Origin of the sequence: Georgenia sp. SYP-B2076, from assembly GCF_003991205.1 — a bacterium.
Lineage (GTDB): Bacteria > Actinomycetota > Actinomycetes > Actinomycetales > Actinomycetaceae > Georgenia.
The window spans coordinates 236829-261535 of record NZ_RXOZ01000031.1 but is presented as its reverse complement, the minus strand read 5'-3'; the positions used below and the strand labels follow the sequence as shown (position 1 = coordinate 261535).

Sequence of the window (24707 nt, the reverse complement as noted above, 5' to 3'; positions counted from 1 at the left end):
CCGCCCACACCCGAGACCCCCGGCACCCGGCCGGCCACCCTCGGGGCCGCCGGCACGCCCGGCCCGCCACGCCCGGGGCCGCCGGCACGCCCGGCCGGCCAGCTGTTCAGCGATCCACGCCGAGGACGGCGAGGGCCTCCGGGTCGGAGTCGTCGAGCAGCTTGTGGCACCGCGCGACCTCGTCGGCCTCGCCGATGGCGGCGGCGGCGTCGGCCAGCGCCAGCACCGAGAGGAGGAAGCCCTGGTTCGGCAGGTGGCTGGCGGGCACGGGGCCCTGCCCGCGCCATCCGGCCTTGCGCAGCGCGTCGAGGCCGCGGTGGTAGCCGGTGCGGGCGAAGGCGTAGGCGGCCACGGGGTCGCCGCCGTCGAGGGCGGCGCGCGCCAGCGTCGCCCAGGCCAGGCTCGCGGCCGGGTAGCGGGCCGCCACCGCGCGGGCGTCCTCACCGGCGTCCAGTGCCGCGCGCGCCGGCACGTCGGGGTGGTCTTCGGGCAGCAGGATCGGGTCGGGACCGAGGAGGTTCGTAGGCATGTGCTGATCCTGCCTCCCGAGGGCGGCGGGCGGCTGCTGGGCGCGCCGCGCCCCCCGCCGCCGTGACCCACGCCCCCGGGCGTCCCGGCCCGACGAATCCCCGAGCCGGGACCCACCCGCCACGGCCGACGCCGCCGGGCACGTCGCCGTCATGGTGAGCAGGCGTGACGCAGCTCATGGCCCGGTTTGTGGGGCGCCCGTACTCTGGAGCGGTGACTTCCGCCGACGCCACCGCGCCAACCGCCACCACGACCGCCACCACGACCCCGGGCGTCGGGACGACGTCGTCCCTCGCCGGGGCGTCGGCGTTCCCCAGCCCGGTCGAGAGCGTGCCGGCCGTGAACGGCAAGCGCATCCTGCTGGCGGCGCCGCGCGGCTACTGCGCCGGCGTCGACCGCGCCGTCGACGCCGTGGAGAAGGCGCTGGAGCTGTACGGGGCGCCGGTCTACGTGCGCAAGGAGATCGTGCACAACAAGTTCGTCGTCGAGACGCTCAGCCAGCGCGGCGCCATCTTCGTCTCGGAGACCGACGAGGTCCCCGAGGGCGCGCGGGTGGTGTTCTCCGCGCACGGAGTCTCGCCGGCCGTGCACGCGCAGGCCGCGGCGCGCAACCTCGCCACCATCGACGCCACGTGCCCGCTGGTGACCAAGGTGCACAAGGAGGCCGTGCGCTTCGCCAGCGAGGACTACGACATCCTCCTCATCGGCCACGACGGCCACGAGGAGGTCGAGGGCACCCAGGGCGAGGCGCCCGAGCACATCCAGGTCGTCAACGGCCCCCACGAGGTGGACGGGGTGCAGGTGCGCGACCCGGAGAAGGTCATCTGGCTCTCGCAGACCACTCTGAGCGTGGACGAGGCCATGGAGACGGTGAAGCTGCTGCGTGAGCGTTTCCCCCACCTCCAGGACCCGCCCAGTGACGACATCTGCTACGCCACCCAGAACCGTCAGGTCGCGGTGAAGAAGCTGGCGCCCGGCGCCGACGTCGTCATCGTCGTCGGGTCCGCGAACTCCTCGAACTCGGTGCGCCTGGTCGAGGTCGCCCTCGAGGCCGGCGCCGGCGCCGCCTACCGGGTCGACAAGGCCGACGAGGTCGATCCCGCCTGGCTGGAGGGGGCGACGACGGTCGGGCTGACCTCGGGTGCGTCGGTGCCCGAGATCCTCGTGCGCACCGTGATCGAGCAGCTCAAGGAGCTGGGCTTCACCGGCGTCGAGGAGGTGCGGACCGCCACCGAGGACATCATGTTCTCCCTGCCCAAGAACCTGCGGTCGGACCTGAAGAAGGCCGGCGAGCAGCCCGACCGTCCCCACCGGGCCCGGCGCGAGCGCGCGGTCGCCGCTGCGGCGACGGCGACGCCTGGCGCCTAGGCCAGGCGGGCCACGCGGTCCTCGCCCTCCACGTCCACGAGCTCGGGCGCGGTGAACGTCCGCACCTGGGCGTCGTCCGCGTCGATCGCCTCGACGGTGAGGTCCTTGCCCTCCGCCAGCGACTCGAAGTCCCGCGCCGTGACGAGCAGACGCTGCTCCATCGACGCCACCGCCTTGTTGTAGTGCTGCACGCTCGAGCGCAGCGAGCGGCCGAGCGTGGAGAGGTGCCCGGCCACCACACCGATCCGCTCGTACAGCGTGCGACCCAGCGCGAGCAGCTCCTTGGCCTCGGCGGTGACCTGCTCCGCGGACCAGATCGACGCCGTCGTGCGCAGCAGAGCCAGCAGGGAGGCCGGCGCCGTGGGCGCCACGCCGTGACGCAGCGCGTACTCCAGGAGCGACGGGTCGGCCTCCATCGCCGCGGCAAGCAGGCCTTCGGAGGGCACGAACATGACCACGAGTTCGGGGGAGCCGGGCAGCTGCTCGTGGTAGCGACGCTTGGCCAGGGCGTCGACGTGGGCGCGCAGCGCCTTGGCGTGGGCCGCCAGCAGGCGCTCGCGCCGGTCGGCCTCCTCGCCGCCGGCGCGCTCGCTGATCGCGCTGGCCTCGAGGTAGGAGTCCATGGGCACCTTGGCGTCCACGGCCAGGTACTTCTCGCCCGGCAGGTGCACGACGACGTCGGGCCGCCCGGCGCCGGCGGCGCCCCGTCCGGCGGCGCCCACCCCGCCGAGGGAGCGCTGCTCGACGAAGTCGACGTGGCGCATCATGCCCGAGGCCTCCAGGACACGGTGCAGCTCGACCTCGCCCCACTGCCCCCGCGCGGACGTCGAGCGCAAGGCGCTCTCGAGCTGCGCCGTCGTGCGCTGGAGCTCGACGTCGGAGCGCCTGGCGTGGTGCAGCTGCTCGGTCAGCACCGTGTACTGCTCCGTGCGCTCCCGCTCGAGCAGCGCGACGTGCTCCCCGACCTGGGCGAGCGTGGCCCGGACGGGGGCGAGGGCCTGCAGCACGTCGTGGTCGTGACGGGCGCGCTCGTGAAGCTCGTCGACCTCCTCGGCGAGGCGCTCGGCGCGGGCCTCGGCGGCCGCCGCCCGCGCGCGCAGCCCGCTCGACTCGGCGCCGATGGCCGCCACCTCGTCCGAGCGGCGGGCCGCGGCGCGCGCGGCCGCCACCGCGAAGCCCACCGCCAGCCCGACGGCGATCCCCACGAGCATCAGCAGCACTGTTGTCATCTCCATGGTCCGCACCCTGCCAGCAGGCACCGACATCGCCGCGGACGCGCGGCCGCCCGGGTGCATGACGACCCTTCAGGTCCCGGCGCGTGCCCCCGCGATCCCGGCGCGGCGGCCCACGTGCCGGCAACGTCACACGGGCCGCCGCCTTCCCAGCACGTAGACTCGGCCCACGTGGCCCTCACCATCGGAATCGCTGGACTGCCCAACGTCGGCAAGTCCACCCTGTTCAACGCCCTGACCCGCGCGAGCGTGCTCGCGGCGAACTACCCGTTCGCGACTATCGAGCCGAACATCGGCATCGTCCCGCTGCCCGACCCGCGCCTGGGCAGGCTGGCGGAGGTGTTCCGCTCCGAGCGCCTGGTCCCGGCCACGGTCTCCTTCGTCGACATCGCGGGGATCGTCAAGGGCGCCTCGGAGGGGGAGGGGCTCGGCAACCAGTTCCTCGCCAACATCCGCGAGGCCGACGCCATCTGCCAGGTCACCCGCGCCTTCGCCGACCCCGACGTCGTGCACGTCGAGGGCAAGGTCGACCCCAAGGACGACATCGAGACGATCTCCACCGAGCTGGTCCTCGCGGACCTGCAGACGCTGGAGAAGGCGCTGCCGCGGCTGGAGAAGGAGGTCCGAGGCAAGAAGACCGCCCCGGAGGTCCTGGAGACCGCCAAGGGCGCCGTCGCGCTCCTCGAGCAGGGCACGCTGCTGTCCGCGGGCGCCGCCGCGGCCGGCCTGGACCCCGAGATCCTCGCCACCTTCCAGCTCATGACGACGAAGCCGTTCATCTACGTCTTCAACACCGACGACGACGGCCTGGCCGATGAGGCCCTGCAGGCCGAGCTGCGTGAGCTCGTCGCCCCGGCCGAGGCAATCTTCCTCGACGCGAAGTTCGAGTCCGAGCTCGTCGAGCTCGAGCCCGACGAGGCCGCCGAGATGCTCGCCGAGACCGGCCAGGACGAGGCGGGACTCGACAAGCTCGCCCGCGTCGGCTTCCAGACCCTCGGCCTCCAGACCTACCTGACGGCCGGCCCCAAGGAGGCCCGGGCGTGGACCATCCACCAGGGCTGGACCGCCCCGCAGGCCGCCGGCGTCATCCACACCGACTTCGAGCGCGGCTTCATCAAGGCCGAGGTCGTCTCCTTCGACGCCCTGATCGAGCTGGGCTCGATGGCCGAGGCGAAGGCACACGGCAAGGTGCGCATCGAGGGCAAGGACTACATCATGCAGGACGGCGACGTCGTGGAGTTCCGCTTCAACGTCTGAGACGGCGCGTTTGCGCAGCTCAGGTGTGACCACTCCCAGTCCGCAGAGAGTGCGCATGGCTCTTAGCGGGATGGCTTGAATCGGGCTGCTTCGGAGGGGCATCCCGGACCCGGCGCTATCGGTTGGCACGTCTTTAATGTGACGTCACCCGCCGGTCGGCCTTGTAGAAGCTGAACCACGGGATGCCGTTCGATGCCTGCCGTTCAACGCAGGAGAAGAAAGTCTGGTACTCCTGAGCCACCCCGACCGCCACCACCCCGGAATGGCCGGCCTTCGCCTGGGCGTCGAGGTACCGGCACATCACCTCGACCTTCCGGTCGCCCTTGCCGAACCGGATGATCCGGATGCCGTTCGCCTCGGCGAAGGCGTTGACAGCGCGACGGAACCGGGTGCCGATCTTCTCCATGATCGCCGGCGAGGGGATCGGGAATCCCAGGGCATTCCGCATGAACTTCACCACCTGCCCGGCGACCTGCAGTGTCGGAACGCACCCGTTGAGGTTGGATCCGGTCGAGGCACTCGATCTTCAGCGCCACGTGACCATCGAACACTTCGTTCACCGTCACCGTCGACATCCCACCACACTGCGGACCGATCAGGCAGCGACGCGCGAGACGAGCAGTGCGCCGCAGTGAGCCAGTCCCGGCGCTCCCCGACAACCGCGATAGCCACCACGGGTCTCAGGCAGCGCTTCGTACCGCGTGGCGCACGTAGATCACGCCATTGCGGAATCGACGGTGGTCCAGCAGCTCGAGGTCGAGCCGAACGCCCCGGGGCAGCGCCGGCTTGCCGCCGCCCACAGTCACGGGGCACAGGAGCAGCACGCACTCGTCCACCAGCCCGTGGTGGAACGCTTCGGCCCCGATGGTAGCGCCGCCGATGCTCAGGTCCGAGTCGGAGGTTTCCTTGAGCTGCCGTACCGCCTCGGGCTCGAACTGTCGCTCAATCCTCGTCCGCGCCGTCGACACCTCGTCGAGCGTTGAGGAGTAGACCACCTTGTCGGCGTCGCGCCAGATCCGTGCATATTCGCGGACGACGGCTGGTTCGGTCGTCAACCAGTCGTCGCTCTCCCATACGCGCATCGTCTCGTACATGCGGCGGCCGTACAGCGAGGTGCCGATGTGCCGCTCGTGCTCGTTCCAGAACGCGTGCACCTCCTCGTCAGGCACGGACCAATCGAAGGAGCCGGTCTCGTCCTCGAGGTAGCCGTCGAGCGAGGTGTTGGCTGCGTAGATCAACTTGCCCATGGGTGCCTCCGGCCGGACGGGTCTCCAGGGTGCATGGTCACGGCGACACCGGCAAGCATCGACGGCGGAATAAGCCGATTCCGTCGGGCAGGAGCCACGTAGGCGTCGGTGGCGTGCCTCTCGATGCATGGCTGCGACGGAAATCCGTGACGCCTGCTGGTGGGAGTCAAGATCGAGGCCGACGTCTCGGACCGCCACGTCGACATCGTCGAGGTGCGCCCACCGTGGGGCGGCGCCGGCGAGCACACCCGGTTCCCGATTGCGCGGCTCCACGACACGAAGTGACCGGCCTGTGGGCATCTACTGTCGCGACCGCGAGGTCCACGAGTACAAAGGCAAGTGCCCGACCGTGAGCGTCCACGCGCTGCTGGACTACATCGACACGGGTGGCGACCCGATCTTCTGGGGGTGACTGGGACGTCAGCGTTATCTATCGATATCGTGGAGGATATTCTCAGTTATATGAGAACTGAGGCGCCGCTCCTGGCTCCGATCTTCCGGTCGGACGGTCAGGCGCGCCTGCTCTCGACGCTCTTGCTCACCGGCGACGAGCTGAGCATCACCGATCTGGCCAAACAAGCCGGCCTGGCCTAACCGACCGCGCACCGCGAGGTCGCGCGACTGCTGGAGGCCGGCATCCTGAGCGAGCGGCAGGTGGGCCGCACGAGGCTGCTCCGCGCCAACGACGTAAGCCCGCTGGTGAACCCCTTGCGCGAAATTCTCATGGTCGCGACCGGTCCGGTGGTGATCCTGGCCGAGGAGCTTGCCCACATCGACCGGATCGAGTCGGCGTTCCTTGTACGGCTCCTTCGCGGCCGGATGCTGGGGGATGCCGGCCCGGCACCGCACGACATCGACGTCATGGTGCTCGGTGAGCCCGACGGCGAAGCCGTCTACGAAGCGTGCACCCGGGCGGAGGCCGCGGTGCACCGTCCCGTGAACCCGACCATCCTCACAACTCAAGAGTTCGGCGAGCGTTCCGCTTTCCTGAACAACGTGCGCAGCGGCCCGGCCGTCGCCGTGATTGGGCAGCTGCCATGGCGCTGAGAAGGACCCTATCCACGGCGCTCGTCCTGCGGGCGGTCGCGAACCGGCTCGGCGGCATCCTCCACGGCTGCTTGCGCCACCACGCCTTTTACGACGAGCACACCGCCTGGCACGCCACCCACAGCACGGCCGAGCCCGCCGCGGCTTGACAGCCCGGAACCGTGGGATGGCTAGCCTCGCGCTTTCATGCGCGGCGCTCCTCGGCATCCGGCCCTTATGCTCTCTGCATGGCTTCGAACCGCAAGCCACTCGACGACTTTCGTGAGACTGTGGGTCGCCTGGGCGATCAACTTCAGCGGCCCGGTCTGCGGGGCGTGGACGACCTCTTCGGCGGGCGTCCCAGACCGGTTCGGCCGCTCTCGGCGGTGCAGGCGGAGCTCGAAGGGCTCGTTGGACTGGAGACGGTGAAGGAGCAGGTACAGGCGCTGGTCGCCTTCCTGCAGGTGCAGGCGCGCCGCAAGACGCACGGCCTGCCCGAGGTGGCGACGTCCCAGCACCTCGTGTTCCTCGGAAACCCGGGCACGGGCAAGACCACGGTGGCGCGGCTCCTGGCCGAGATGTATCGGGCGGTCGGCTTGCTGCAGAAGGGCCACCTGGTGGAGGTCGATCGGGCCGCTCTGGTCGGGCAGTACGTCGGTGCGACCGCGATCAAGACCGACCGCGTGATCCGCCGGGCGCTCGACGGCGTCCTGTTCATCGACGAGGCCTACTCGCTGGCGCCGGAGGGCGAAGGACGGCTCGACTTCGGACCCGAGGCGGTCGAGGTACTCCTTAAGCGCATGGAGGATTACCGCCATCGCCTGGTGGTGATCGTCGCCGGCTATCCCCGGCTGATGGAGTCGTTCCTGGTCTCAAATCCTGGCCTCCGCTCCCGTTTCGCTCGCGAGGTCAGGTTTCCCGACTACTCGACGGACGAACTCGAGGCGATCTTCGCGACCATCCTGATCCAGCACGAGTACGTGCTAGAGCCTGGCGCCGAAGCGACGCTCCGCCGCATCCTCGGTGGCCTCCGTCATGGTGAGGAGTCCGGCAACGCGCGCTTCGCCCGCACGCTGTTCGAGCAGGCGCTCAACCGCCAGGCGCTGCGCCTGACGCGCGACGAGAACCGGAGTGTGGATGCGCTCGACCGTGCCGACGTGACGACCCTCACCGCCGACGACGTCGCCGAGGCTGCCCACGCGCTGGGCGAGGAGCCAGTGCGTGAACCCGAGCTCTCTCGATGGCGACGCTGGCTCGGGTAACGTCCTGGGCGCCGGCGGCGTCCCGGGCGCGACCCAAATATCGGCCAACCCGAGGCCTCGTGCTGACAGCCCAAGATGGTGTGGTCCGTGACGCGATCATCGCGCGGAACCCGGTTTGAGAGCCTCGCGAGCGGCGCCGGGGCTCCCGGACTCACGAAACGCTCTAGCCCGCTGAGTGACATCAGGAACTACGCGTCCCGTGACCGAAATGGTCGAGGGTTGTTGCCGCGGGTCGACAACAGAAGATGGTCGACGAGGTCTTGCTGCCGTTCCATGCACCGAAGATTGCCGCGGGCAAGAGGGGCGAAATGACGTCGCGGAAGGACTGGCGTCCGCATCGAGTCGCCAGTGCGACATCGTCATCGTGGATGAAGCGTATGACTTCTCGGTCATCCAAATTAGAGCCATGATCGCTCGTCTGCTGCCCGAAGTTTTACCGACCGTTAGGTGATCCTTCCCTGGCGGCCACCCCTCCGGTACTGTCTGGTGCGCACCTCCGAGGCGAGGAGTCGATCGTGCCGGAACCGTTTGCCTTCTCCGACGTCACAATTGTTACCGGTGATCGAGACGGGACCGTGCTGCCCGGTAGAACTATTGTCGTGGGAGCGAACGGGAAGATCGAACAAGTCGGCCTGTCGGCGGATACCGTTGTCCCGGCCGGCTATAAGGTCGTTGACTTGACTGGGCGCTTCGTCGTTCCTGGCTTGATCAACGCCCACGCGCACCTGTTCTCCAACGGCCTGCCGCTTCCCAAGATCCTCCTGAAGGAGTCCACGGCGGGAGTCCTCGCGAGGTTCGGACGCGGCCCTGTCGGCCGGCGGCTGTTCAAGAAGCGCGCAAAGGCCAATGTGCTGACCCAGTTGTATTCCGGAGTCACCACGATTCGCAGTGTCGGCGACGTGGCCTACGAGGTTGTCGAGGTTGCAGACGAGATCGAGCGAGGCGAGTATCGCGGCCCGCGGGTGCTCGGCTCGGGACCGCTGCTCGCGATCACCGGAGGGCATGGAGCACCCCAGATCGCTTTGACCAGCGATTCTCCGTGGGAAGCTCGCCGAAATGCCCGTATCAACGTGCAACGAGGAGTCAAGGCGATCAAGATCTCCGCTACGGCGGGTGTCACGGACGCTCGCGCGATCGGTTACGCCGGGCGCCCGGAGATGACCGAGGAGGAGATGGCGGCGATCTGCGAAGAGGCACACAACGCCGGTATCCGCGTAGCCGCCCACGCGCAGAGCACGGCCGGTATTCGTGCATCGCTCCGTGCGGGAGCCGACACGATCGAACATGGTGCGGCGCTGGATCCAGAGGTAATCGACCTATTCCTCGACAATCCGCGTTCGCTAAGCGGCTTCTCGGCACTCATTCCGACAATCCTGGTATGTCTGCCGCTCGTGAAGCTCGACCAGTCGATCACGGGCGCCAGCGACGTCGTCAGAGCCAACGCGGCAATGGTCTTTGAAGAGATGATGCGGGGGATCGAGGACGCACGGCAGCACGGCATCGCGATCGGCATGGGCACCGACTCGGCACTGACTTACGTGACACACTACGACGCGTGGCGAGAGATGGACCTCCTCGTGCGTTACGGGGGGTTCGCTCCGGCTCAGGCATTTAACGCCGCCACTCAAACTAACGCGCGGATTCTCGGTCTGGACGACATTACCGGTTCGATCGAGACGGGCAAAGACGCGGACCTGGTTGTACTCGATGCGAACCCGATCGACGGGTTCCGTGCCTTCGTGAATCTGAGAATGGTCGTCGCGCGAGGCGACATGATCGACACGCCCTCGGTCACTCGTCATGCGGAATTGGATGCACGGCTCGACTCCTTCTGAGTTGGGCGGGCATCGTGGCACGTCAGCCGCGGTCGTAAGCCGGGCCGCCGCTGTCAGGCGTCGACGAAACGAGCGGCTGCCGTGCCAGTGCGACGAACGTCATAGGGCGCGCCTTCGTCGTGAGGTTGAGCGGTATCGAGGGCAAGGACTACGTCATGCAGGACGGCGACGTCGTGGAGTTCCGCTTCAACGTGTGAACGGCGCGTCTTCGCACGGAGCCCGCCCTGCAGGGAGCATGGCCTGAGTTGGCTCACGGTCGGGCGCGTTTGACCGGTGGAGGTTCATGACCTGCGGTGATGGCCCGTGGTTAGTGCGTTTTCACGCACTAAAGGGTGTCTAGAGCCGGCGGTGTGGCGGTCATCGGGCGTGTGAGGACCGCGTCGGGAACGGCGGTCCAGATCGCCGATGTCGCCTGCATGGCGCCGGGCTTGAGGCGTGGGAGGTCGTGGCCGGCGCCGAGGGCGACGATGCCGCGCGCGCCTGGTTCATCGGGATGAACCCGTTCCTCTGCGAGACGCGCTCGGTCAGCGCCTGCGCCGGCCGCGTGGATGACGTCCGGGCCGCGGCGAAGGCGCAGGCGGGCGCATCCGGCGCGGCCTCGCCTACGGGGAGAGACTGGCATTGAGTTCGTTCTCGTACTCGAGCGCGGATGCCCACATCTCGTCCTCGGTGATGAACGAGTCCCATGTCCTGAGGTACGGACGGTGCTGTTCGATGCCGTTGCTGCAGACGACGTCGTCGTGCCAGTCGTCGTTCATCGTCGGGTCGTAGAAGCAGGTCCAATAGGAAGGGCCGGGCTCGGGTGCAGGTGCTGGTACTGGCGCGGGCGGCGCCTCGTAGACCGCCTCGGTGTCGGGCGGGCCGTTGTCGTCGAGCCAATCACTTCCGTCCGTGCCGGAGTATCTGTCGTAGCCGGTGCATCCGGCCACTGCGAGGCTCGCCACGGCGGCGATCAGGGCGCTTGCCGTCACTCGTCGCAACACTGAGACGCCTTCCGTTGATGGCCGCGGGGTCGGCTCTGGTCGGAGCGTATCGAGGCAACCGCAAGAATGCGCTGAAGGTCGGCCGCTTTCTTGAACTGGCGCTCCTGACCGGTGCCGCACCGGGCTCGCTATCAGCAACGTCGTCCGTCCGCTCCGGCGCTTGCACTCAGCGACCATCGCGATCAACGGCACCACACAGACCTTCGCCCCGGCCGTACCCACCGACCACCAAGCCATCCTCGACGCGACCCAAGGCGCGAAACTCACGCACTAAACGAATGAGCCAAGTCAGGCATGAGGCGGAGGCGGCTGGCCGCGCACGATCATCGGCAGATTTGATCGTTCTTCTCTACGCCGACACACGGTGGGTGACGCCCAGGCCCGCGCTGTCAGCCGACGAGGGCGGCCAGGGCGGGCACGGCCTCCGTGGGCAGCGGCAGGTTGCCCATCTCCACCGCGATGCGGCGCGCTGACGCGGCGTAGGTGGGAACCGCCAGCAGTCGGGGGACCTCTGTTGCGGCGAGCCCCACCGCTGTCGGCCCCCTCCCCACGGTGAGCCCCGCGCCCACAGCCGCGACGTGCTGGCCGTTGACGACCTGGTCGAAGCTGAAGAGCGGCACGACCACCTGGGGGACCCCCGCTGCCAGAGCGCCCATGGTCGTGCCGAATCCGCCGTGCCCGAGCATTGCCGCGGCGTGCACGAGCACAGCATCCTGAGGCCACCACTGCTCGACGTGGGCGTTCAGGGGCAGCGCACCGAGCCCGGCGGGGTCGATCTTCCGCCCGACCGTCAGCAGCACGCGCGCCTCGACATCGGCGAGGGCATCCAGCGCCGCACGGAAGACGCCAGCGAACGTCGGGAGCGAGCCGGTGACTGAGCCGAAGGTGACGTAGACCAACGGGGCGTCCGGGTCTCCCCACCCGGCTAGGCGATGGTCGCCGGTGGTCGGCGGAGGTTCGTGGAACCGCATGAAGCGGTCGGCTCCCGGCAGCACGCGGCCACCCGCGTGGTCGAGGACCTCGGGCACCAGGCTGAGGACCGTCTCGGAGGCGAGCGCGGCGGTCATCCGGCCCTCTGCCAGACCGGCGAGCCGACCCAGCTCCTCCAGCGGGTCGCCGATGGCCTCGGCGAATCGAGAGACGACCTCGTGCATGCCGATGCAGACGTGCACGTGCGGCACGCCGGCGCGCTCAGCGGCGGCGAGCGAGGCGAGCTCGGCGGATTCACGGATCACCAGATCGGGACGCCAACGCTCGACCGTCTCGATGAGCGACGGCAGCCCGGCCTGCGCGTCAATCCGCGCGAACACCTCACGGACCACCACGTCGTCGGCCTCGTCGAACGCCAAGGTCGGCAACCTGGCCATGACCGGACCTATCAGCTCACGTGGGGCGTCGGCGAACGGTTCGTGAAGGAACCCCGCCCCTGACACCGCGCCGGTGTATGACGCGGGAGCCGCCACCCGCACCTCGAATCCCGCCGCCGCAAGGGCTCGTGCGAACGGCAGGAGCGGCCCGAAGTGGCCGTCGTTGCCCGTCGTGGCACACAGCACGCGCACATGCCGAGGGTCCCACCGGGCGTCATCCCCGGCAACGCCGTGGTGCGCGTCGACCGCCGGCCGAGACCGCGAACCGAAGCCGCCCGGCCCGCCCGAGCGAGCGCCGGCGGAACAGCTTCCTGCAACGCCCTGCATCCGAACCGCCCGCTCCGGCGGAATACCTTCCACAACGTTCCTCAGGGCACGGAAGGTCACGAACTCAGATGTGCACGAGCACCGCCCGCCTCACCCCACTCCCGCCCGACGGCGCCGGCCGGACCCCCTTGCTCCGCGCGGGCCACGTCGTCCGGATCCGCCCCGCACAGGAAGCGTCCGACCGCTGATGCTCCCCGGCCGATACGCGTCCACGGCCGCGCCGACCTTCGCCGACAGGTATCTCGACGACACGCCCTGGCGGCGGCACGGCTATCCCGCACGCCCCGCCGAGTACGAGGTCGACCGGGCGCTCGAGGCGGACCAGGCGAGGTTCGTCGCCCACCTGCGCCAGGTCCTCGCCGCGGGCATGCGCATCCCGTGCGTCTTCTGGAGCGAGCTCGAGTCCGGCTGGACCTCGGACCTCCCCACTGAGCAGGAACGTGCCGCGGCGCTCTGCCGCGGTTGTCCCGCGCTCGACGCCTGTGCCGACTACGGCCGGCGCCACCCCGCCGAGCGGGGCGTCTACGGTGGCGTGACGGAGCGGCAGCGGCGGCGGCGCGGCGCACGCGCCGAGAGCCACCCGTGCACGGGCACCGGGTAGGGCGCCGGGCCGCCGTGCCCGGTGGGGCGCGGCGGCCCCCACCCCTCCGGGCACCGGGATCCGGTCGGGGCGCGGCACGTGTCGGACCCGCATGGCAGGGTGAGCGCCATGCTCATGGGTGTCGCGCAGCTCAGCGCCACGACGGACAAGACAGCGAACCTGGCCGAGGCCACCGACCTGGTCGCGCGCGCCGCGGCGGCTGGGGCGCGTCTTGTGGTGCTTCCCGAGTACACGATGTCCTACGAGCCCGGCGCCGCCTCGCTCCTGGACGCCGCCGAGACGTTGGGCGGTCCCTTCGCCGGCGCGATCGCCCGCGCGGCGCACGAGCACGGCATCGCGGTGGTGGTCGGCATGACCGAGCGCCCGGCCGACGGCGCGGCGCGGCCCGCGAACGCCGTGATCGCCGTCAACCAGGGGGGCGAGCTGGTCGGCGTGTACCGCAAGGTCCACCTCTACGACGCGTTCGGGGACCGTGAGTCGGACCGGCTCACCGCCCATCGGCCCGAGGCGCTGGTCCTGGAACTGGGAGGGCTCCACGTGGGCGTGATGACCTGCTACGACCTGCGGTTCCCCGAGATGGCGCGCTTCCTCGTCGACGCCGGCGCCGACGTCCTCGCCGTGCCCGCGGCCTGGGCGGCCGGGCCGGGCAAGGTGGACCACTGGGTCACCCTCGCCAGGGCCCGCGCCATCGAGAACACCGCCTACGTGCTGGCCAGCGGTCAGACGGGGCCGCACTGCACGGGCCACAGCATGGTCGTCGACCCGATGGGCGAGGTGCTGGCATCGGCGGGAGAGGAACCTGGCGTGGTGGTCGCCGAGGTTGTGGCCGAGCGCATCAGCGCCGTGCGCGAGCGCAACCCCAGCCTGGTCAACCGGCGGTTCGAGGTCCGCCCGCTGTAGCCGGGCGGCGCGGCCCGCCCCTACGCTGGACTCGCCGCACCCCTTCGACGCACCGCCGCCCGCCCCCGGAGGCCACGATGAACGAGTCGGTCACAGGCAACGTCAACCTCCCCACCGAGAGCGCCCGCGAGGCACTGACGGTGCGACGGGTCTTCGGCGAGGCCTACCAGCACGAGGGCGTGCTGGTGATCCCGGTCGCGAAGATCATGGGCGGGAGCGGCATGGGCTTCGGAAGTGGCCTGACGGGGGAGCAGCGGCCGGGTGAGCCGCCCAGGCCCGAGGGGCGTCACGGTCACCACGAGGCGGGTGAAGGCTCCGGCGGTGGCGGCGGCTTCGGCGTGCGCGCCCGGCCGGTCGGGGTCTACGTCATCCGCGAGGGCAAGGTGCACTGGCAGCCCGCCATGGACCTCAACCGCATCATCCTCGGCGGCCAGATCGTCGGCGCGATCGCCGTCGTGTCCTTGTCCTGGGCGCTGCGCAAGCGCCGCCGCTTCGGCGGCCGCTGAGCTCCGGCGTCGGCGCCCCGAGCGCCCAGCCGCCGGCACCGCCGAACCCCCGACGGGCGGCCGCCGGCACCGCCGAACCCCCGACGGGCGGCCGCATCGGTCGCGACTCCCCGGCAAAGCGTTAACGGACCCGGGTGTCCCAGGCCGCCGCGCGCCGTCCTCCCGTCCGGGGCCCCAGCCGGTCGTTGGGGCGTGCCCGTCGACTGGCCCCGCTGCCGGGGTGAACACCGTGCAAACGTGCGGTTTCGGGCAAACGGCCGCGTGGCGTCTCAGGTACGTCCGTGTGGGACGTCTCACATGGTGGTCACGATCGCGTAACGATCAGCTACCCTATTTCGTTCCGGGCCGGACCGAGATCTATCCTTGCCGAAACCTACCCAGCGTCGGCTGTGTCGCCGAGCGTGCTGCGCGCGGCTCTGGGCCGGAAGAGCATCGTGCTCTCTCATCAGGAGGAACATTGAAGACCAGGCGTATGGCGGGCGTGGCCGCCTCAGTCCTCGCCGGTTCCCTCGTGCTTGCCGCGTGCAGCTCGAGTGACACCAGCGACGAGAACACCACAGCTGCGGACGGCGGCGCGAGCACCGCGGTCGTCACCGTCAATGGCGGTGAGCCCCAGAACCCGCTCCTTCCGGCGAACACCAACGAGACCAACGGCGGCAAGATCACCGACATGATCTTCGCCGGCCTCGTGTACTACGACGCCGAGGGCAGCACGCACAACGAGGTCGCCGAGTCCATCGAGACCGAGGACAACCAGACCTACACGATCACCCTGAAGGACGGCTGGACGTTCTCCGACGGGACGCCCATCACGTCCAAGAGCTTCGTGGACGCCTGGAACTACGGCGCCCTGCTGAGCAACGCGCAGGCGAACAGCTACTTCTTCGAGACCATCGAGGGCTTCTCCTGGGATGTCGACTCGGAGCTGACCGGCCTCAAGGTCGTCGACGACAAGACCTTCACCGTCACCCTCACGGCGCCCGACGCCAACTTCCCGCTGCGCCTGGGCTACACCGCGTTCGCGCCGCTGCCCGAGTCCGCCTTCGCGGACATGGCGGCCTTCGGCGAGAACCCCATCGCCAGCGGCCCGTACATGCTCGACGGCGAGGGGGCCTGGGAGCACAACGTCCAGGCCACGCTCGTGCCGAACCCGGAGTACAAGGGCGAGCGCGTCCCGCAGAACGGCGGCGTCACCGTCAAGTTCTACGACACCCAGGACGCGGCGTACAACGACCTCCTCGGTGGGAACCTCGACGTCATCGACGCGATCCCGGACTCCGCATTCGCCACCTATGAGGACGAGCTGGCGGGCCGCTCGGTCAACCAGCCGGCCGCCATCTTCCAGTCCTTCACGTTCCCGGAGTACCTGCCGGAGTTCGCGGGCGAGGCGGGCCACCTGCGTCGTCAGGCCATCTCCCACGCGATCAACCGCCAGGAGATCACCGAGACGATCTTCCAGGGCACCCGCACCCCGGCCACCGACTTCACCTCCCCGGTGGTCAACGGCTGGTCCGACTCCATCCCCGGCTCCGAGGTGCTCGCGTTCGACCCGGAGAAGGCCAAGGAGCTGTGGGCGCAGGCCGAGGCGATCGAGCCGTACACCGGCACGTTCTTCATCGCCTACAATGCCGACGGCGGCCACCAGACCTGGGTCGACGCCGTGGCGAACTCGATCCGCAACACCCTGGGCATCGACGTCGAGGGCCAGCCCTACCCGGCCTTCCAGGCGCTGCTCGACGACCGCGACGCCGGCACGATGAAGGGCGCGTTCCGCTCCGGCTGGCAGTTCGACTGGCCGGGCATGGACAACTCGCTGGGGGCCATGTTCGCCACCGGCGCCGGCTCCAACGACGGCCAGTACACGAACCCCGAGTTCGACGCGCTCCTGAAGGAGGCCGCCACCGCGGGCTCCGTCGACGAGGCGACCACCCTGTACCAGAAGGCGCAGGAGATTCTCTTCACAGATCTCCCGCAGGTGCCGCTGTGGTACTCCAACGTCAACGGCGGTTGGGCCGAGGGCGTCGAAAACGTGGAGTTCAGCTGGAACAGCATCCCGCAGATGTACGAGGTGACCAAGAACTGACGCTGATGCAGCCGCATCTGTGACGGTTATTGGGGGGCGGGACCTCACGGTCTCGCCCCCCACATCTGTGCTGTGGGACGGATCACAGCAATTCGTAGACGGCTGTCCGCGGCGTATTGTCGTACGGCGCGTGTGGCCACCGCAGCGCGAGACGCGAAATTCGAACGAGGAGGAGACCTGATGCTCCAGTACATCGGGCGCAGGGTTTTGCAGGTGATCCCTGTGTTTCTTGGGGCCACCCTGCTCATTTATTTCATGGTCTTCGCCCTCCCCGGCGACCCCATCGCGGCGCTGGGCGGTGACCGCGGGCTGCCGGAGGCCGTCCAGGACCAGCTCCGGCAGCGCTACAACCTCGATGAGCCGTTCATCGTGCAGTACCTGCTCTACCTCCAGGGCATTCTCACGCTTGACTTCGGCATCACGTTCTCCGGCCGTGACGTCTTCGACGTCATCAAGGAGGCGCTGCCGATCACGTTCAAGCTCTCGGTCATGGCGCTGGTCTTCGAGGCCATCTTCGGCGTGGCCGCCGGCCTGCTCTCCGGCCTGCGCAAGGGCGGCATCTTCGACTCGACGCTGCTGGTCATCAGTCTCGTCGTCATCGCGGTGCCGACCTTCGTGATCGGCTTCGTGCTGCAGTTCGTCGTGGGCGTGAAGCTCTCCTGGCTCCCCACCACCGTGGGCGGCAACGTCTCGTTCGAGAGCCTGCTGATGCCGGCGATCGTGCTGGGCGCGGTCTCCTTCGCCTACGTCCTGCGCCTGACGCGCACGTCGGTGTCCGAGAACCTGGGCGCCGACTACGTGCGCACCGCCACCGCGAAGGGCTTGTCCCGGCCGCGCGTGATCAACGTGCACGTGCTGCGCAACTCCCTCATCCCCGTGGTGACCTTCCTCGGTGCGGACCTCGGTGCGCTCATGGGCGGCGCCATCGTCACCGAGGGCATCTTCAACATCAACGGCGTCGGCGGCACGCTCTTCCGGGCGATCACCCAGGGAGAGGCCGCCACCGTCGTGTCCCTGACCACCGTGCTCGTGCTGATCTACATCGTCGCGAACCTGCTCGTCGATCTGCTCTACGCGGCCCTGGACCCGAGGATCCGTTATGCCTGACATCACCCACACCGGTCCATCGCGCGGCCCCGAGCCGCTCGCGGTCCGCCGCCACCAGGAGCACTTCTTCGCGGAGCTCGACGAGACGGGCCTGGGCGCCGTCGACGCCGTCAGTGACACGGGGGCGCCGTCGAGCATGTGGAGCGAGGCGTGGCAGAAGCTGCGCCGTCGTCCCATCTTCTGGGTCTCGGCCGCCATCATCGTGCTGGTCTGCGCCGTCGCGGCGTTCCCGCAGCTGTTCACGTCGCAGGACCCGCGGTTCTGCGAGCTGGCCAACAGCCTCGCCGCGCCGACCGCCGGCCACCCGTTCGGGTTCGACCGCCAGGGCTGTGACATCTACTCGCGCACGATCTACGGGGCGCGCGCCTCGGTGACGGTCGGCGTCCTGACGACGATCGCCGTGCTGATCGTCGGCACCATCGTCGGGGCCATCGCGGGGTTCTTCGGCGGCTGGTTCGACACGATCCTCTCGCGCGTCACCGACATCTTCTTCGCGATCCCGCTGGTGCTGGCGGCCATCGTGATCATGCAGCTCTTCTCCGACAGCCGCACGACGATCACCGTCGCCGCGGTGCTGGCCTCGTTCGGCTGGACGCAGATCGCGCGCATCACGCGTGGGTCCGTCATGAGCGTCAAGAACAACGACTACGTCACGGCGGCGAAGTCCCTCGGGGTGAGCCGGTTCGGGGCGCTGGCGCGGCACATTTTGCCCAACGCCGCGGCGCCGATCATCGTCTACGCCACGGTCGCGCTCGGCACGTTCATCGTGGCCGAGGCGACGCTGAGCTTCCTGGGCATCGGCCTCCCGTCGTCCATCGTGTCCTGGGGCGGCGACATCTCCCAGGCCCAGGCCTCGCTGCGCTCCAACGCCTCGGTGCTCTTCTACCCGGCCGGGGCCCTGGCGCTGACCGTGCTCGGCTTCATCATGATGGGCGACGCCGCGCGCGACGCCCTGGACCCGAAGGTGCGGACCCGATGAGCCACTCGATGACCGACACGACGACGCAGCCGGCCGCGGACCTGGACGGCGCCCAGCCGCTGCTCGAGATCCGCGACCTCGAGGTCGCCTTCACGTCGAGCACCGGGATGGTCCCGGCCGTGCGGGGCGCCAACCTCACCGTCTACCCGGGCCAGTCGGTGGCCATCGTGGGGGAGTCCGGCTCGGGCAAGTCCACGACCGCCCACGCGATCATCGACCTGCTGCCCGGCACGGGCAAGGTGGTCGGCGGGTCCATCACCTTCATGGGCCAGGACATCACGCACCCCTCGCGCAAGCAGATCGAGGGGATCCGCGGCAAGGAGATCGGGCTGGTCCCACAGGACCCGATGTCCAACCTCAACCCGGTGTGGAAGATCGGGTTCCAGGTCAAGGAGACCCTCGCCGCCAACGGCATCGCCAAGGGCGCGGCCGCGAAGCAGCGCGTCCACGAGGTCCTCACCGAGGCGGGTCTGCCCGACGCCGAGCGGCGCGCAAAGCAGTACCCGCACGAGTTCTCCGGCGGCATGCGCCAGCGCGCGCTCATCGCCATCGGCCTGGCCGCGCGGCCGAAGCTGCTCATCGCCGACGAGCCCACCTCGGCGCTCGACGTGACGGTGCAGCGGCAGATCCTCGACCACCTCGAGCACCTCACCAAGGAGCTCGGTGCGGCGGTCCTGTTCATCACCCACGACCTCGGCCTGGCGGCCGAGCGCGCCGAGCACCTGGTGGTCATGCACCGCGGACGCGTGGTGGAGTCGGGCCCCGCCCGGCAGATCCTGGCCGACCCGCAGCACCCCTACACCCAGCGGCTCGTCTCCTCGGCGCCGTCGCTCGCCTCCCGGCGGATCCAGAGCGCCAAGGAGCGTGGCGAGGAGTCCTCCGAGCTGCTCACGAGCGCCGGCACCGCCCAGGCCGCGAACATCGTGGAGGTGGAGCACCTCACCAAGGAGTTCCACCTGCGCGGGGGCGTGCCGGGCGCGGGCAAGACGTTCAGGGCCGTCGACGACGTGTCCTTCGCCATCCCGCGCGGCTCCACCATGGCGCTCGTGGGGGAGTCTGGCTCGGGCAAGTCCACCGTGGCGAACGTCATGCTCAACCTCCTCGAGCCGACCAGCGGGAAGGTCGTCTTCGAGGGCACGGAGGTCGGCAGCCTCGACAAGCGCCAGCTGTTCGACTTCCGCCGGCAGGTCCAGCCGATCTTCCAGAACCCGTACGGGTCCCTGGACCCGATGTACTCGATCTTCCGCACGATCGAGGAGCCGCTGCGCGTGCACGGCGTCGGGAACAAGAAGGCCCGGGCCGAGAAGGTCGCCGAGCTGCTCGACATGGTGGCCCTGCCGAAGTCCGCGATGCGGCGCTACCCCAACGAGCTCTCCGGGGGCCAGCGCCAGCGCGTGGCCATCGCCCGGGCGCTGGCGCTGCAGCCGAAGCTGATCGTGTGCGACGAGGCCGTCTCCGCCCTCGACGTCCTCGTCCAGGCCCAGGTCCTCACCCTGCTCAACGACCTCCAGGCCGAGCTCGGGCTGACCTACCTCTTCATCACGCACGACCTCGCCGTCGTGCGCCAGATCGCCGACCACGTGGCGGTCATGCAGAAGGGGAAGATCGTCGAGATGGCGACCACCGACGAGGTCTTCGACAGCCCGCGGCAGGCATACACCCGCGAGCTGCTCGCGGCCATCCCCGGCTCGACCCTCGACGTCGTGCCGGCCGGTCCCGAGGACACGCTGCTGGTCTGACACGGACCGCGCGAGAGCACAGCGAAGGGGACCGCAGGCCACGCCTCCGGTCCCCTTCGTGGTCGCGCCGAACCGTTCCGGACACCGACCGCCATGTAATCTGGCCGGGCGCCGCTCAGACGCCCGTCAACCCGTGGGACGGCGGCCCGGCGCAGCCGCCCGCCACGGCCGGTCCGTCGCCGCGCGCCCGAAAGCTGGCCCATGCTGCAGTACCTCGCCCGCAGGCTCGTGAGCTACGTGGTGCTGCTCGTCCTAGCGGTGAGCCTCGTCTACCTCCTCGCGGCGTCCCAGCTCGACCCCCGGTCGCTGTACGAGCTGCGGAACCCGCCGCTCGACCGCGCGGCGGTCGAGGCCTCGCTGCGGGCGTACAACCTCAGCGACGCGACCCCGCTGCTCGAGCGCTACCGGACCTGGCTGGCCGGGGTCGTGACGTCCTGGGACTGGGGGCGCACGCCGTCGGGCGCCAGCGTGAACGAGGAGATCGGCACCCGCGTGTGGGTCTCCGTGCGGCTCATGACCCTCGGCTCGGTGCTCGGCACCGTCGCCGGGGTGGCGCTGGGGGCGTGGTCCGCCACGCGGCGCCACCGGGCCGGCGACCGCGTCGTGACCCTGGCGTCCCTGCTGGTGGTGTCGACGCCCGCCCTGGTCCTCGGCGTCGTGCTGCAGATCGTCGCCGTCCGGGTCAACCAGGCCACCGGCACCCAGGTCTTCGAGTTCCTCGGCGAGACGGGCCGCCACGGCGACGGCGTGCTGGCGCCGGTCGCGGACCGCCTCCAGCACCTGCTGCTGCCCACGCTGGCCCTGGCCGCTGGGCAGGCCGCCTACTTCAGCCGCATCCAGCGCAACCTCATGCTCGACACCATGGGCGCCGAGCACGTCCGCGCCGCCCGCGCCCGGGGCCTGCGCCGGGCGACGGCCCTGCGCCGCCACGCCCTGCGGACCGCGCTGGTGCCCACCGCGTCCTACTTCGCCTTCACCGTCGCGGGCCTCGTGCTGGGGGCGACCTTCACAGAGCTGGTCTTCGGCTGGCACGGCATGGGGGCCTTCGGCATGGCGGCGATCGCAGGCCAGGACGTCAACGGCGCTGTGGCCTTCGCCGCGTTCGGCGGGGTGTGCGTCGCGGCCGGCGCGCTGCTCTCCGACCTCGTCGTCGCGGCGCTGGACCCGCGGGTGCGGCTGCGATGACGACGACGGGCGCGCCGGTGACGGGCCGCGGGGCACCCGTGGGCCCTGGTCTCGCGGCGGGTGTCGCCGTCCCGCGCCGCACGCGCGGACGGCTCGTCGCCCGGCGGTTCGTCCGCCGTCGCAGCGCGGTGACCGGCCTGGTCGGCGTCGTCGCGCTCGCACTGCTGGCGGTCGTCGGCCCGATGCTGCTGCCGTGGGGCCACCTGGACGTGGACCGGGACAGCTTCCTCAGCCCGCCGGACGGCGAGCACTGGTGGGGGACCACCCAGGCCGGCCGCGACGTCCTCGCCCTCACGCTCCAGGGGCTGCGCACCTCGATGGTCGTCGGCCTCGGCGTCGCCGTCCTGCAGACGGCGGTCGCCGCCGTCGTCGGGACCGTCGCCGCCTGCTACGGCGGCTGGGTGGACCGGGCGGCCCAGTGGGTCATCGACCTGCTCCTCGTCGTCCCCAGCCTCATACTCGTGGCCGTCGTCGCGGGGCGCCCCGGCGGGCCCGGCGCCTCCGCGGCCACGATGGTCGTCGTGCTGGCCGGACTGGGCTGGATGCTCTCGGCGCGCGTGGTGCGCTCGGCGGTACTGGCGGTCACGCGGCTGGAGTACGTCGCGGCGGCGCGCTACATGTCCGTCTCCACGCCGCGCCTCATCGCCCGCCACATCCTGCCCAACATCTCCTCGCTGCTAGTGGCGGACGCGACCCTCGCCCTGGCCGGCGCGGTCCTCGCCGAGACGTCGCTGTCCTACTTCGGCCTGGGCGTCCAGGCTCCCGCGACGTCGCTGGGCACGCTCATCGCCGAGGGACAGCGCACGGCGGCGACGTTCCCCTGGGTCTTCCTCGGCCCCGCGGGGGCGCTCGTGCTCCTGCTCGTGCTGGTAGCCCTCGTGGGCGACGGCCTGCGCGACGCGCTCGACCCACGCTCGGGGCGCCCGTGACCGTCCTGCAGGTCACGGACCTGGACGTGCGCCTGCCCACGGACGACGGCGTCGTCCACGCGGTCCGCGGCCTGAGCCTCGCGGTCCGGGCGGGCGAGGTGCTCGCCGTCGTGGGGGAGTCCGGCTCCGGCAAGACGATGACGGCGCTGGCGATCATGGGCCTGGCCCCCGAGGGGAGCGCAGTCACCGGCTCGGTGCGCCTGCGCGGCGAGGAGCTGCTGGGCGCCGGTGACGCCGCGCTGTCCCGGGTCCGGGGCGCGCGCGTCGCGATGGTCTTCCAGGACCCCATGGCCGCACTGACCCCGGTGTACACGATCGGCGACCAGGTCGTCGAGGCGCTCCGCGCCCACCAGGCCATGCCGCGCCGCGCCGCGTGGGAGCGGGCGGTCGAGCTGCTCGACCTGGTGGGCATCGACCGGCCGCGCGCCCGGGCCACCGCCTTCCCCCACGAGCTCTCCGGCGGCATGCGCCAGCGCGCCGTGATCGCGATGGCGATCGCGAACGAGCCCGACGTGATCCTCGCCGACGAGCCGACCTCCGCGCTCGACGTCACGGTCCAGGCGCAGATCCTTGACGTCCTGCGCGCCGCGCAGCGCGCGACCGGTGCGGCGCTCGTCCTCATCACCCACGACCTCGGCGTCGTCGCCGGCATGGCCGACCGCGTCGCGGTCATGTACGCGGGCCGGATCGTCGAGCACGGCGACGTCCGGGAGATCTTCGCCCGCCCCCGGATGCCGTACACGATCGGGCTGCTCGGCGCGCTCCCGCGGCCGGACGCCGACGGGCGGACGGCGCTCGCCACGATCGACGGGCAGCCGCCGTCGCCGCTGGGCGCCGGACCAGGATGCTCCTTCGCGCCGCGCTGCCCCGGCGCGGTGGATGTGTGCCGCCGCGTGGAGCCGCCGCTCGCGGCGGTCGGGGCGCCGCGCGCCGCCGGCGACGCCCCGGCCGACGGCGGATGGGCCGACGGCGGATCGGCCGACGGCGGATCGGCCGGCCTCCACACGGCGTCATGCCACCGCGGCGGCGAGCTGGCCGACGGGTCCCTCACCGGCGACGCCCTCTACCCTCGGCCGCCAGCCCCCCACCGGGGCGCCCCGAAGGGGCGCCTCGAGGCCCCGGAGATCCTGCGGGTGACGGGTCTCGTGCGGCACTTCCCCCTCCGGTCCCGGGGCGTGCTGCGCCGCCGTGCGGGCACCGTCCGGGCCCTCGACGGCGTCAGCCTCGACCTGCGCGCCGGCGAGGTCCTCGGCCTCGTGGGCGAGTCGGGCAGCGGGAAGAGCACCCTCGTGCGCGAGATCCTCGAGCTCCGGGCCCCGGCCGCGGGTCGGCTCACGGTGCTCGGCGAGGACGTCGCCGGCCTGCGGGGCCCGGCGGCCCGCGCCGCGCTGCGCAGGGACCTTCAGGTCGTCTTCCAGGACCCGAGCGCGTCCCTCGACCCGCGCATGCCGGTCTTCGACCTGCTGGCCGAGCCGCTCCACGCCCACGGCGTGCGCGGGGGAGCGCGCGAGCGGCGGGTCGGCGAGCTCATGGACCTCGTCGGCCTGGAGGCCGCGCACGCCGCCCGCTTCCCCGAGCACCTCTCGGGCGGCCAGCGCCAGCGCGTCGCCATCGCCCGCGCCCTGGCGCTGGAGCCACGGCTGCTGGTGCTCGACGAGCCGGTCTCCGCCCTCGACGTCTCCGTGCGCGCGGGGATCGTCAACCTCCTGGACGAGCTCCGCACGCGGCTGGGCCTGAGCTACCTCGTCGTCTCGCACGACCTGTCGGTGGTGCGTCACCTCGCCGACCGGGTGGCCGTGATGCACCTCGGGCGCATCGTGGAGGTCGGCGCGGCCGGCACCGTCTTCGCGCGCCCCGCGCACCCCTACACGCAGGCCTTGCTCTCCGCCGTCCCCGTGCCCGACCCCGCTGTCGAGCGGTGGCGCACGCGCGTCGTCCTCCGGGGCGAGGTGCCCGCTCCGGCCGACGTCGACGTCGACGCCGTCCCCGACGCCGGGTGCCGGTTCCGCGGCCGCTGCCCGCTCTTCGCCGACCTCGACGCACCCGAGCAGGCCAGGTGCGCCACCGAGGACCCCTCGCTGCGGCCGGTGCCCACGGGACGGCACCGACGGACGGCGGACGAGGCGTCCCTGCGGCAACGGGGCGCGGGACGGCTCACGGTCGAGCGCGAGCGCGCGCCCGACCAGCAGGCCGCCTGCCACTTCGCCGGCCAGGCCCCGACGCCGTGACGGGTCTCGATCCGGTCA

The 24707-nt window shown here is 70.8% G+C and carries 25 protein-coding genes; 19 read left to right on the top strand and 6 right to left on the bottom strand.

The genetic code is table 11. From position 1 onward, the window contains the following. Positions 1-106: 106 nt before the first annotated feature. Complete coding sequence (locus EJK16_RS12340; protein ID WP_205739737.1) at positions 107-529, bottom strand: DUF3151 domain-containing protein; 423 nt, start codon at positions 527-529, stop codon at positions 107-109. A 329-nt stretch (positions 530-858) separates the two neighbouring features. On the opposite strand from EJK16_RS12340, the gene EJK16_RS12335 reads away from it, so the two are divergent. After that, the gene (locus EJK16_RS12335) at positions 859-1896 is read left to right on the top strand and encodes a 4-hydroxy-3-methylbut-2-enyl diphosphate reductase (RefSeq protein ID WP_240646017.1); all 1038 of its coding nucleotides are present in this window, start codon (positions 859-861) and stop codon (positions 1894-1896) included. Here EJK16_RS12335 and EJK16_RS12330 read toward each other — a convergent pair. Continuing rightward, positions 1893-3131 carry a DNA recombination protein RmuC gene (locus EJK16_RS12330; protein ID WP_127129713.1) on the bottom strand — a complete coding sequence of 413 codons (1239 nt, stop codon included), beginning with the start codon at positions 3129-3131 and terminating at the stop codon, positions 1893-1895. The genes EJK16_RS12335 and EJK16_RS12330 overlap by 4 nt on opposite strands. Positions 3132-3299: 168 nt before the next feature. On the opposite strand from EJK16_RS12330, the gene ychF reads away from it, so the two are divergent. Next, complete coding sequence (gene ychF / locus EJK16_RS12325; RefSeq protein ID WP_127129711.1) at positions 3300-4385, top strand: redox-regulated ATPase YchF; 1086 nt, start codon at positions 3300-3302, stop codon at positions 4383-4385. Positions 4386-4518: 133 nt separating this feature from the next. Here ychF and EJK16_RS12320 read toward each other — a convergent pair whose 3' ends face one another. Beyond that, complete coding sequence (locus EJK16_RS12320; RefSeq protein ID WP_127129709.1) at positions 4519-4833, bottom strand: hypothetical protein; 315 nt, start codon at positions 4831-4833, stop codon at positions 4519-4521. 232 nt (positions 4834-5065) lie between these two features. Continuing rightward, positions 5066-5632, bottom strand: coding sequence for a dihydrofolate reductase family protein (locus EJK16_RS12315; protein ID WP_127129707.1), 567 nt, complete (start codon positions 5630-5632; stop codon positions 5066-5068). 159 nt (positions 5633-5791) lie between these two features. On the opposite strand from EJK16_RS12315, the gene EJK16_RS20460 reads away from it, so the two are divergent. From EJK16_RS20460 to EJK16_RS12295, 7 genes are all read left to right on the top strand, one after another. Continuing rightward, positions 5792-5917, top strand: coding sequence for a hypothetical protein (locus EJK16_RS20460; protein ID WP_255411503.1), 126 nt, complete (start codon positions 5792-5794; stop codon positions 5915-5917). 7 nt (positions 5918-5924) lie between these two features. After that, on the top strand, positions 5925-6044 hold the full coding sequence (locus EJK16_RS20280; RefSeq protein WP_240645998.1) for a DUF3024 domain-containing protein: 120 nt from the start codon (positions 5925-5927) through the stop codon (positions 6042-6044). A gap of 50 nt (positions 6045-6094) precedes the next feature. Then, entirely contained in the window at positions 6095-6226 is a 132-nt protein-coding gene (locus EJK16_RS20455) for a hypothetical protein (protein ID WP_255411502.1), read from the top strand. A 60-nt stretch (positions 6227-6286) separates the two neighbouring features. Continuing rightward, positions 6287-6679 (top strand): hypothetical protein, encoded by a 393-nt coding sequence (locus EJK16_RS12310; protein WP_205739736.1) that lies wholly within the window; start codon positions 6287-6289, stop codon positions 6677-6679. Continuing rightward, positions 6670-6828 carry a hypothetical protein gene (locus EJK16_RS12305; protein ID WP_205739749.1) on the top strand — a complete coding sequence of 53 codons (159 nt, stop codon included), beginning with the start codon at positions 6670-6672 and terminating at the stop codon, positions 6826-6828. The genes EJK16_RS12310 and EJK16_RS12305 overlap by 10 nt, the downstream gene beginning before the upstream one ends. Positions 6829-6906: 78 nt before the next feature. Continuing rightward, positions 6907-7920: an AAA family ATPase gene (locus tag EJK16_RS12300; RefSeq protein WP_127129705.1), complete on the top strand. Its 1014-nt coding sequence runs from the start codon at positions 6907-6909 to the stop codon at positions 7918-7920. Positions 7921-8435: 515 nt separating this feature from the next. Further along, the gene (locus EJK16_RS12295; protein WP_127129703.1) at positions 8436-9755 is read left to right on the top strand and encodes an amidohydrolase family protein; all 1320 of its coding nucleotides are present in this window, start codon (positions 8436-8438) and stop codon (positions 9753-9755) included. A 602-nt stretch (positions 9756-10357) separates the two neighbouring features. Here the strand turns inward: EJK16_RS12295 and EJK16_RS12285 are convergent. Beyond that, positions 10358-10726: a hypothetical protein gene (locus EJK16_RS12285; RefSeq protein WP_127129701.1), complete on the bottom strand. Its 369-nt coding sequence runs from the start codon at positions 10724-10726 to the stop codon at positions 10358-10360. A gap of 401 nt (positions 10727-11127) precedes the next feature. Beyond that, complete coding sequence (locus EJK16_RS12280) at positions 11128-12432, bottom strand: glycosyltransferase (RefSeq protein WP_370276037.1); 1305 nt, start codon at positions 12430-12432, stop codon at positions 11128-11130. Between the two features lie 187 nt (positions 12433-12619). Between EJK16_RS12280 and EJK16_RS20535 the strand changes: the two genes are divergently transcribed. From EJK16_RS20535 to EJK16_RS12230, 10 genes are all read left to right on the top strand, one after another. Continuing rightward, complete coding sequence (locus tag EJK16_RS20535; protein ID WP_127129697.1) at positions 12620-13033, top strand: WhiB family transcriptional regulator; 414 nt, start codon at positions 12620-12622, stop codon at positions 13031-13033. 108 nt (positions 13034-13141) lie between these two features. Next, positions 13142-13933 (top strand): carbon-nitrogen hydrolase family protein, encoded by a 792-nt coding sequence (locus EJK16_RS12270; protein WP_127129877.1) that lies wholly within the window; start codon positions 13142-13144, stop codon positions 13931-13933. Positions 13934-14010: 77 nt separating this feature from the next. Next, positions 14011-14439 carry a spore germination protein GerW family protein gene (locus EJK16_RS12265; RefSeq protein ID WP_127129695.1) on the top strand — a complete coding sequence of 143 codons (429 nt, stop codon included), beginning with the start codon at positions 14011-14013 and terminating at the stop codon, positions 14437-14439. A gap of 457 nt (positions 14440-14896) precedes the next feature. After that, entirely contained in the window at positions 14897-16522 is a 1626-nt protein-coding gene (locus tag EJK16_RS12260; protein ID WP_370276030.1) for an ABC transporter substrate-binding protein, read from the top strand. A gap of 180 nt (positions 16523-16702) precedes the next feature. Continuing rightward, a complete protein-coding gene (locus EJK16_RS12255) occupies positions 16703-17629 on the top strand; it encodes an ABC transporter permease (RefSeq protein WP_127129693.1) in 927 nt (308 codons plus the stop codon). Next, positions 17622-18608 carry an ABC transporter permease gene (locus EJK16_RS12250; protein ID WP_127129691.1) on the top strand — a complete coding sequence of 329 codons (987 nt, stop codon included), beginning with the start codon at positions 17622-17624 and terminating at the stop codon, positions 18606-18608. The genes EJK16_RS12255 and EJK16_RS12250 overlap by 8 nt, the downstream gene beginning before the upstream one ends. Then, positions 18605-20347: an ABC transporter ATP-binding protein gene (locus tag EJK16_RS12245; RefSeq protein ID WP_127129689.1), complete on the top strand. Its 1743-nt coding sequence runs from the start codon at positions 18605-18607 to the stop codon at positions 20345-20347. The genes EJK16_RS12250 and EJK16_RS12245 overlap by 4 nt, the downstream gene beginning before the upstream one ends. 201 nt (positions 20348-20548) lie before the next feature. Next, entirely contained in the window at positions 20549-21532 is a 984-nt protein-coding gene (locus EJK16_RS12240) for an ABC transporter permease (protein ID WP_127129687.1), read from the top strand. Next, positions 21529-22461, top strand: coding sequence for an ABC transporter permease (locus EJK16_RS12235; protein WP_127129685.1), 933 nt, complete (start codon positions 21529-21531; stop codon positions 22459-22461). Before EJK16_RS12240 ends, EJK16_RS12235 begins: the two co-directional genes overlap by 4 nt. Next, a complete protein-coding gene (locus EJK16_RS12230) occupies positions 22458-24689 on the top strand; it encodes an ABC transporter ATP-binding protein (protein ID WP_205739735.1) in 2232 nt (743 codons plus the stop codon). Before EJK16_RS12235 ends, EJK16_RS12230 begins: the two co-directional genes overlap by 4 nt. Positions 24690-24707: the final 18 nt, after the last annotated feature.

Bases quoted from the DNA above. Each gene is read 5' to 3' on its own strand.
- EJK16_RS12265 (WP_127129695.1), top strand. From the start codon at position 14,011: ATGAACGAGTCGGTCACAGGCAACGTCAACCTCCCCACCGAGAGCGCC.
- EJK16_RS12305 (WP_205739749.1), top strand. From the start codon at position 6,670: ATGGCGCTGAGAAGGACCCTATCCACGGCGCTCGTCCTGCGGGCGGTC.
- EJK16_RS12300 (WP_127129705.1), top strand. From the start codon at position 6,907: ATGGCTTCGAACCGCAAGCCACTCGACGACTTTCGTGAGACTGTGGGT.
- EJK16_RS12320 (WP_127129709.1), bottom strand. From the start codon at position 4,833: ATGCGGAATGCCCTGGGATTCCCGATCCCCTCGCCGGCGATCATGGAG.
- EJK16_RS12330 (WP_127129713.1), bottom strand. From the start codon at position 3,131: ATGGAGATGACAACAGTGCTGCTGATGCTCGTGGGGATCGCCGTCGGG.
- EJK16_RS12250 (WP_127129691.1), top strand. From the start codon at position 17,622: ATGCCTGACATCACCCACACCGGTCCATCGCGCGGCCCCGAGCCGCTC.
- EJK16_RS20535 (WP_127129697.1), top strand. From the start codon at position 12,620: ATGCTCCCCGGCCGATACGCGTCCACGGCCGCGCCGACCTTCGCCGAC.
- EJK16_RS20455 (WP_255411502.1), top strand. From the start codon at position 6,095: ATGAGAACTGAGGCGCCGCTCCTGGCTCCGATCTTCCGGTCGGACGGT.
- EJK16_RS12340 (WP_205739737.1), bottom strand. From the start codon at position 529: ATGCCTACGAACCTCCTCGGTCCCGACCCGATCCTGCTGCCCGAAGAC.
- EJK16_RS12245 (WP_127129689.1), top strand. From the start codon at position 18,605: ATGAGCCACTCGATGACCGACACGACGACGCAGCCGGCCGCGGACCTG.
- EJK16_RS12255 (WP_127129693.1), top strand. From the start codon at position 16,703: ATGCTCCAGTACATCGGGCGCAGGGTTTTGCAGGTGATCCCTGTGTTT.
- EJK16_RS12315 (WP_127129707.1), bottom strand. From the start codon at position 5,632: ATGGGCAAGTTGATCTACGCAGCCAACACCTCGCTCGACGGCTACCTC.
- EJK16_RS12235 (WP_127129685.1), top strand. From the start codon at position 21,529: ATGACGACGACGGGCGCGCCGGTGACGGGCCGCGGGGCACCCGTGGGC.
- EJK16_RS12280 (WP_370276037.1), bottom strand. From the start codon at position 12,432: ATGCAGGGCGTTGCAGGAAGCTGTTCCGCCGGCGCTCGCTCGGGCGGG.
- EJK16_RS12240 (WP_127129687.1), top strand. From the start codon at position 20,549: ATGCTGCAGTACCTCGCCCGCAGGCTCGTGAGCTACGTGGTGCTGCTC.
- EJK16_RS12270 (WP_127129877.1), top strand. From the start codon at position 13,142: ATGCTCATGGGTGTCGCGCAGCTCAGCGCCACGACGGACAAGACAGCG.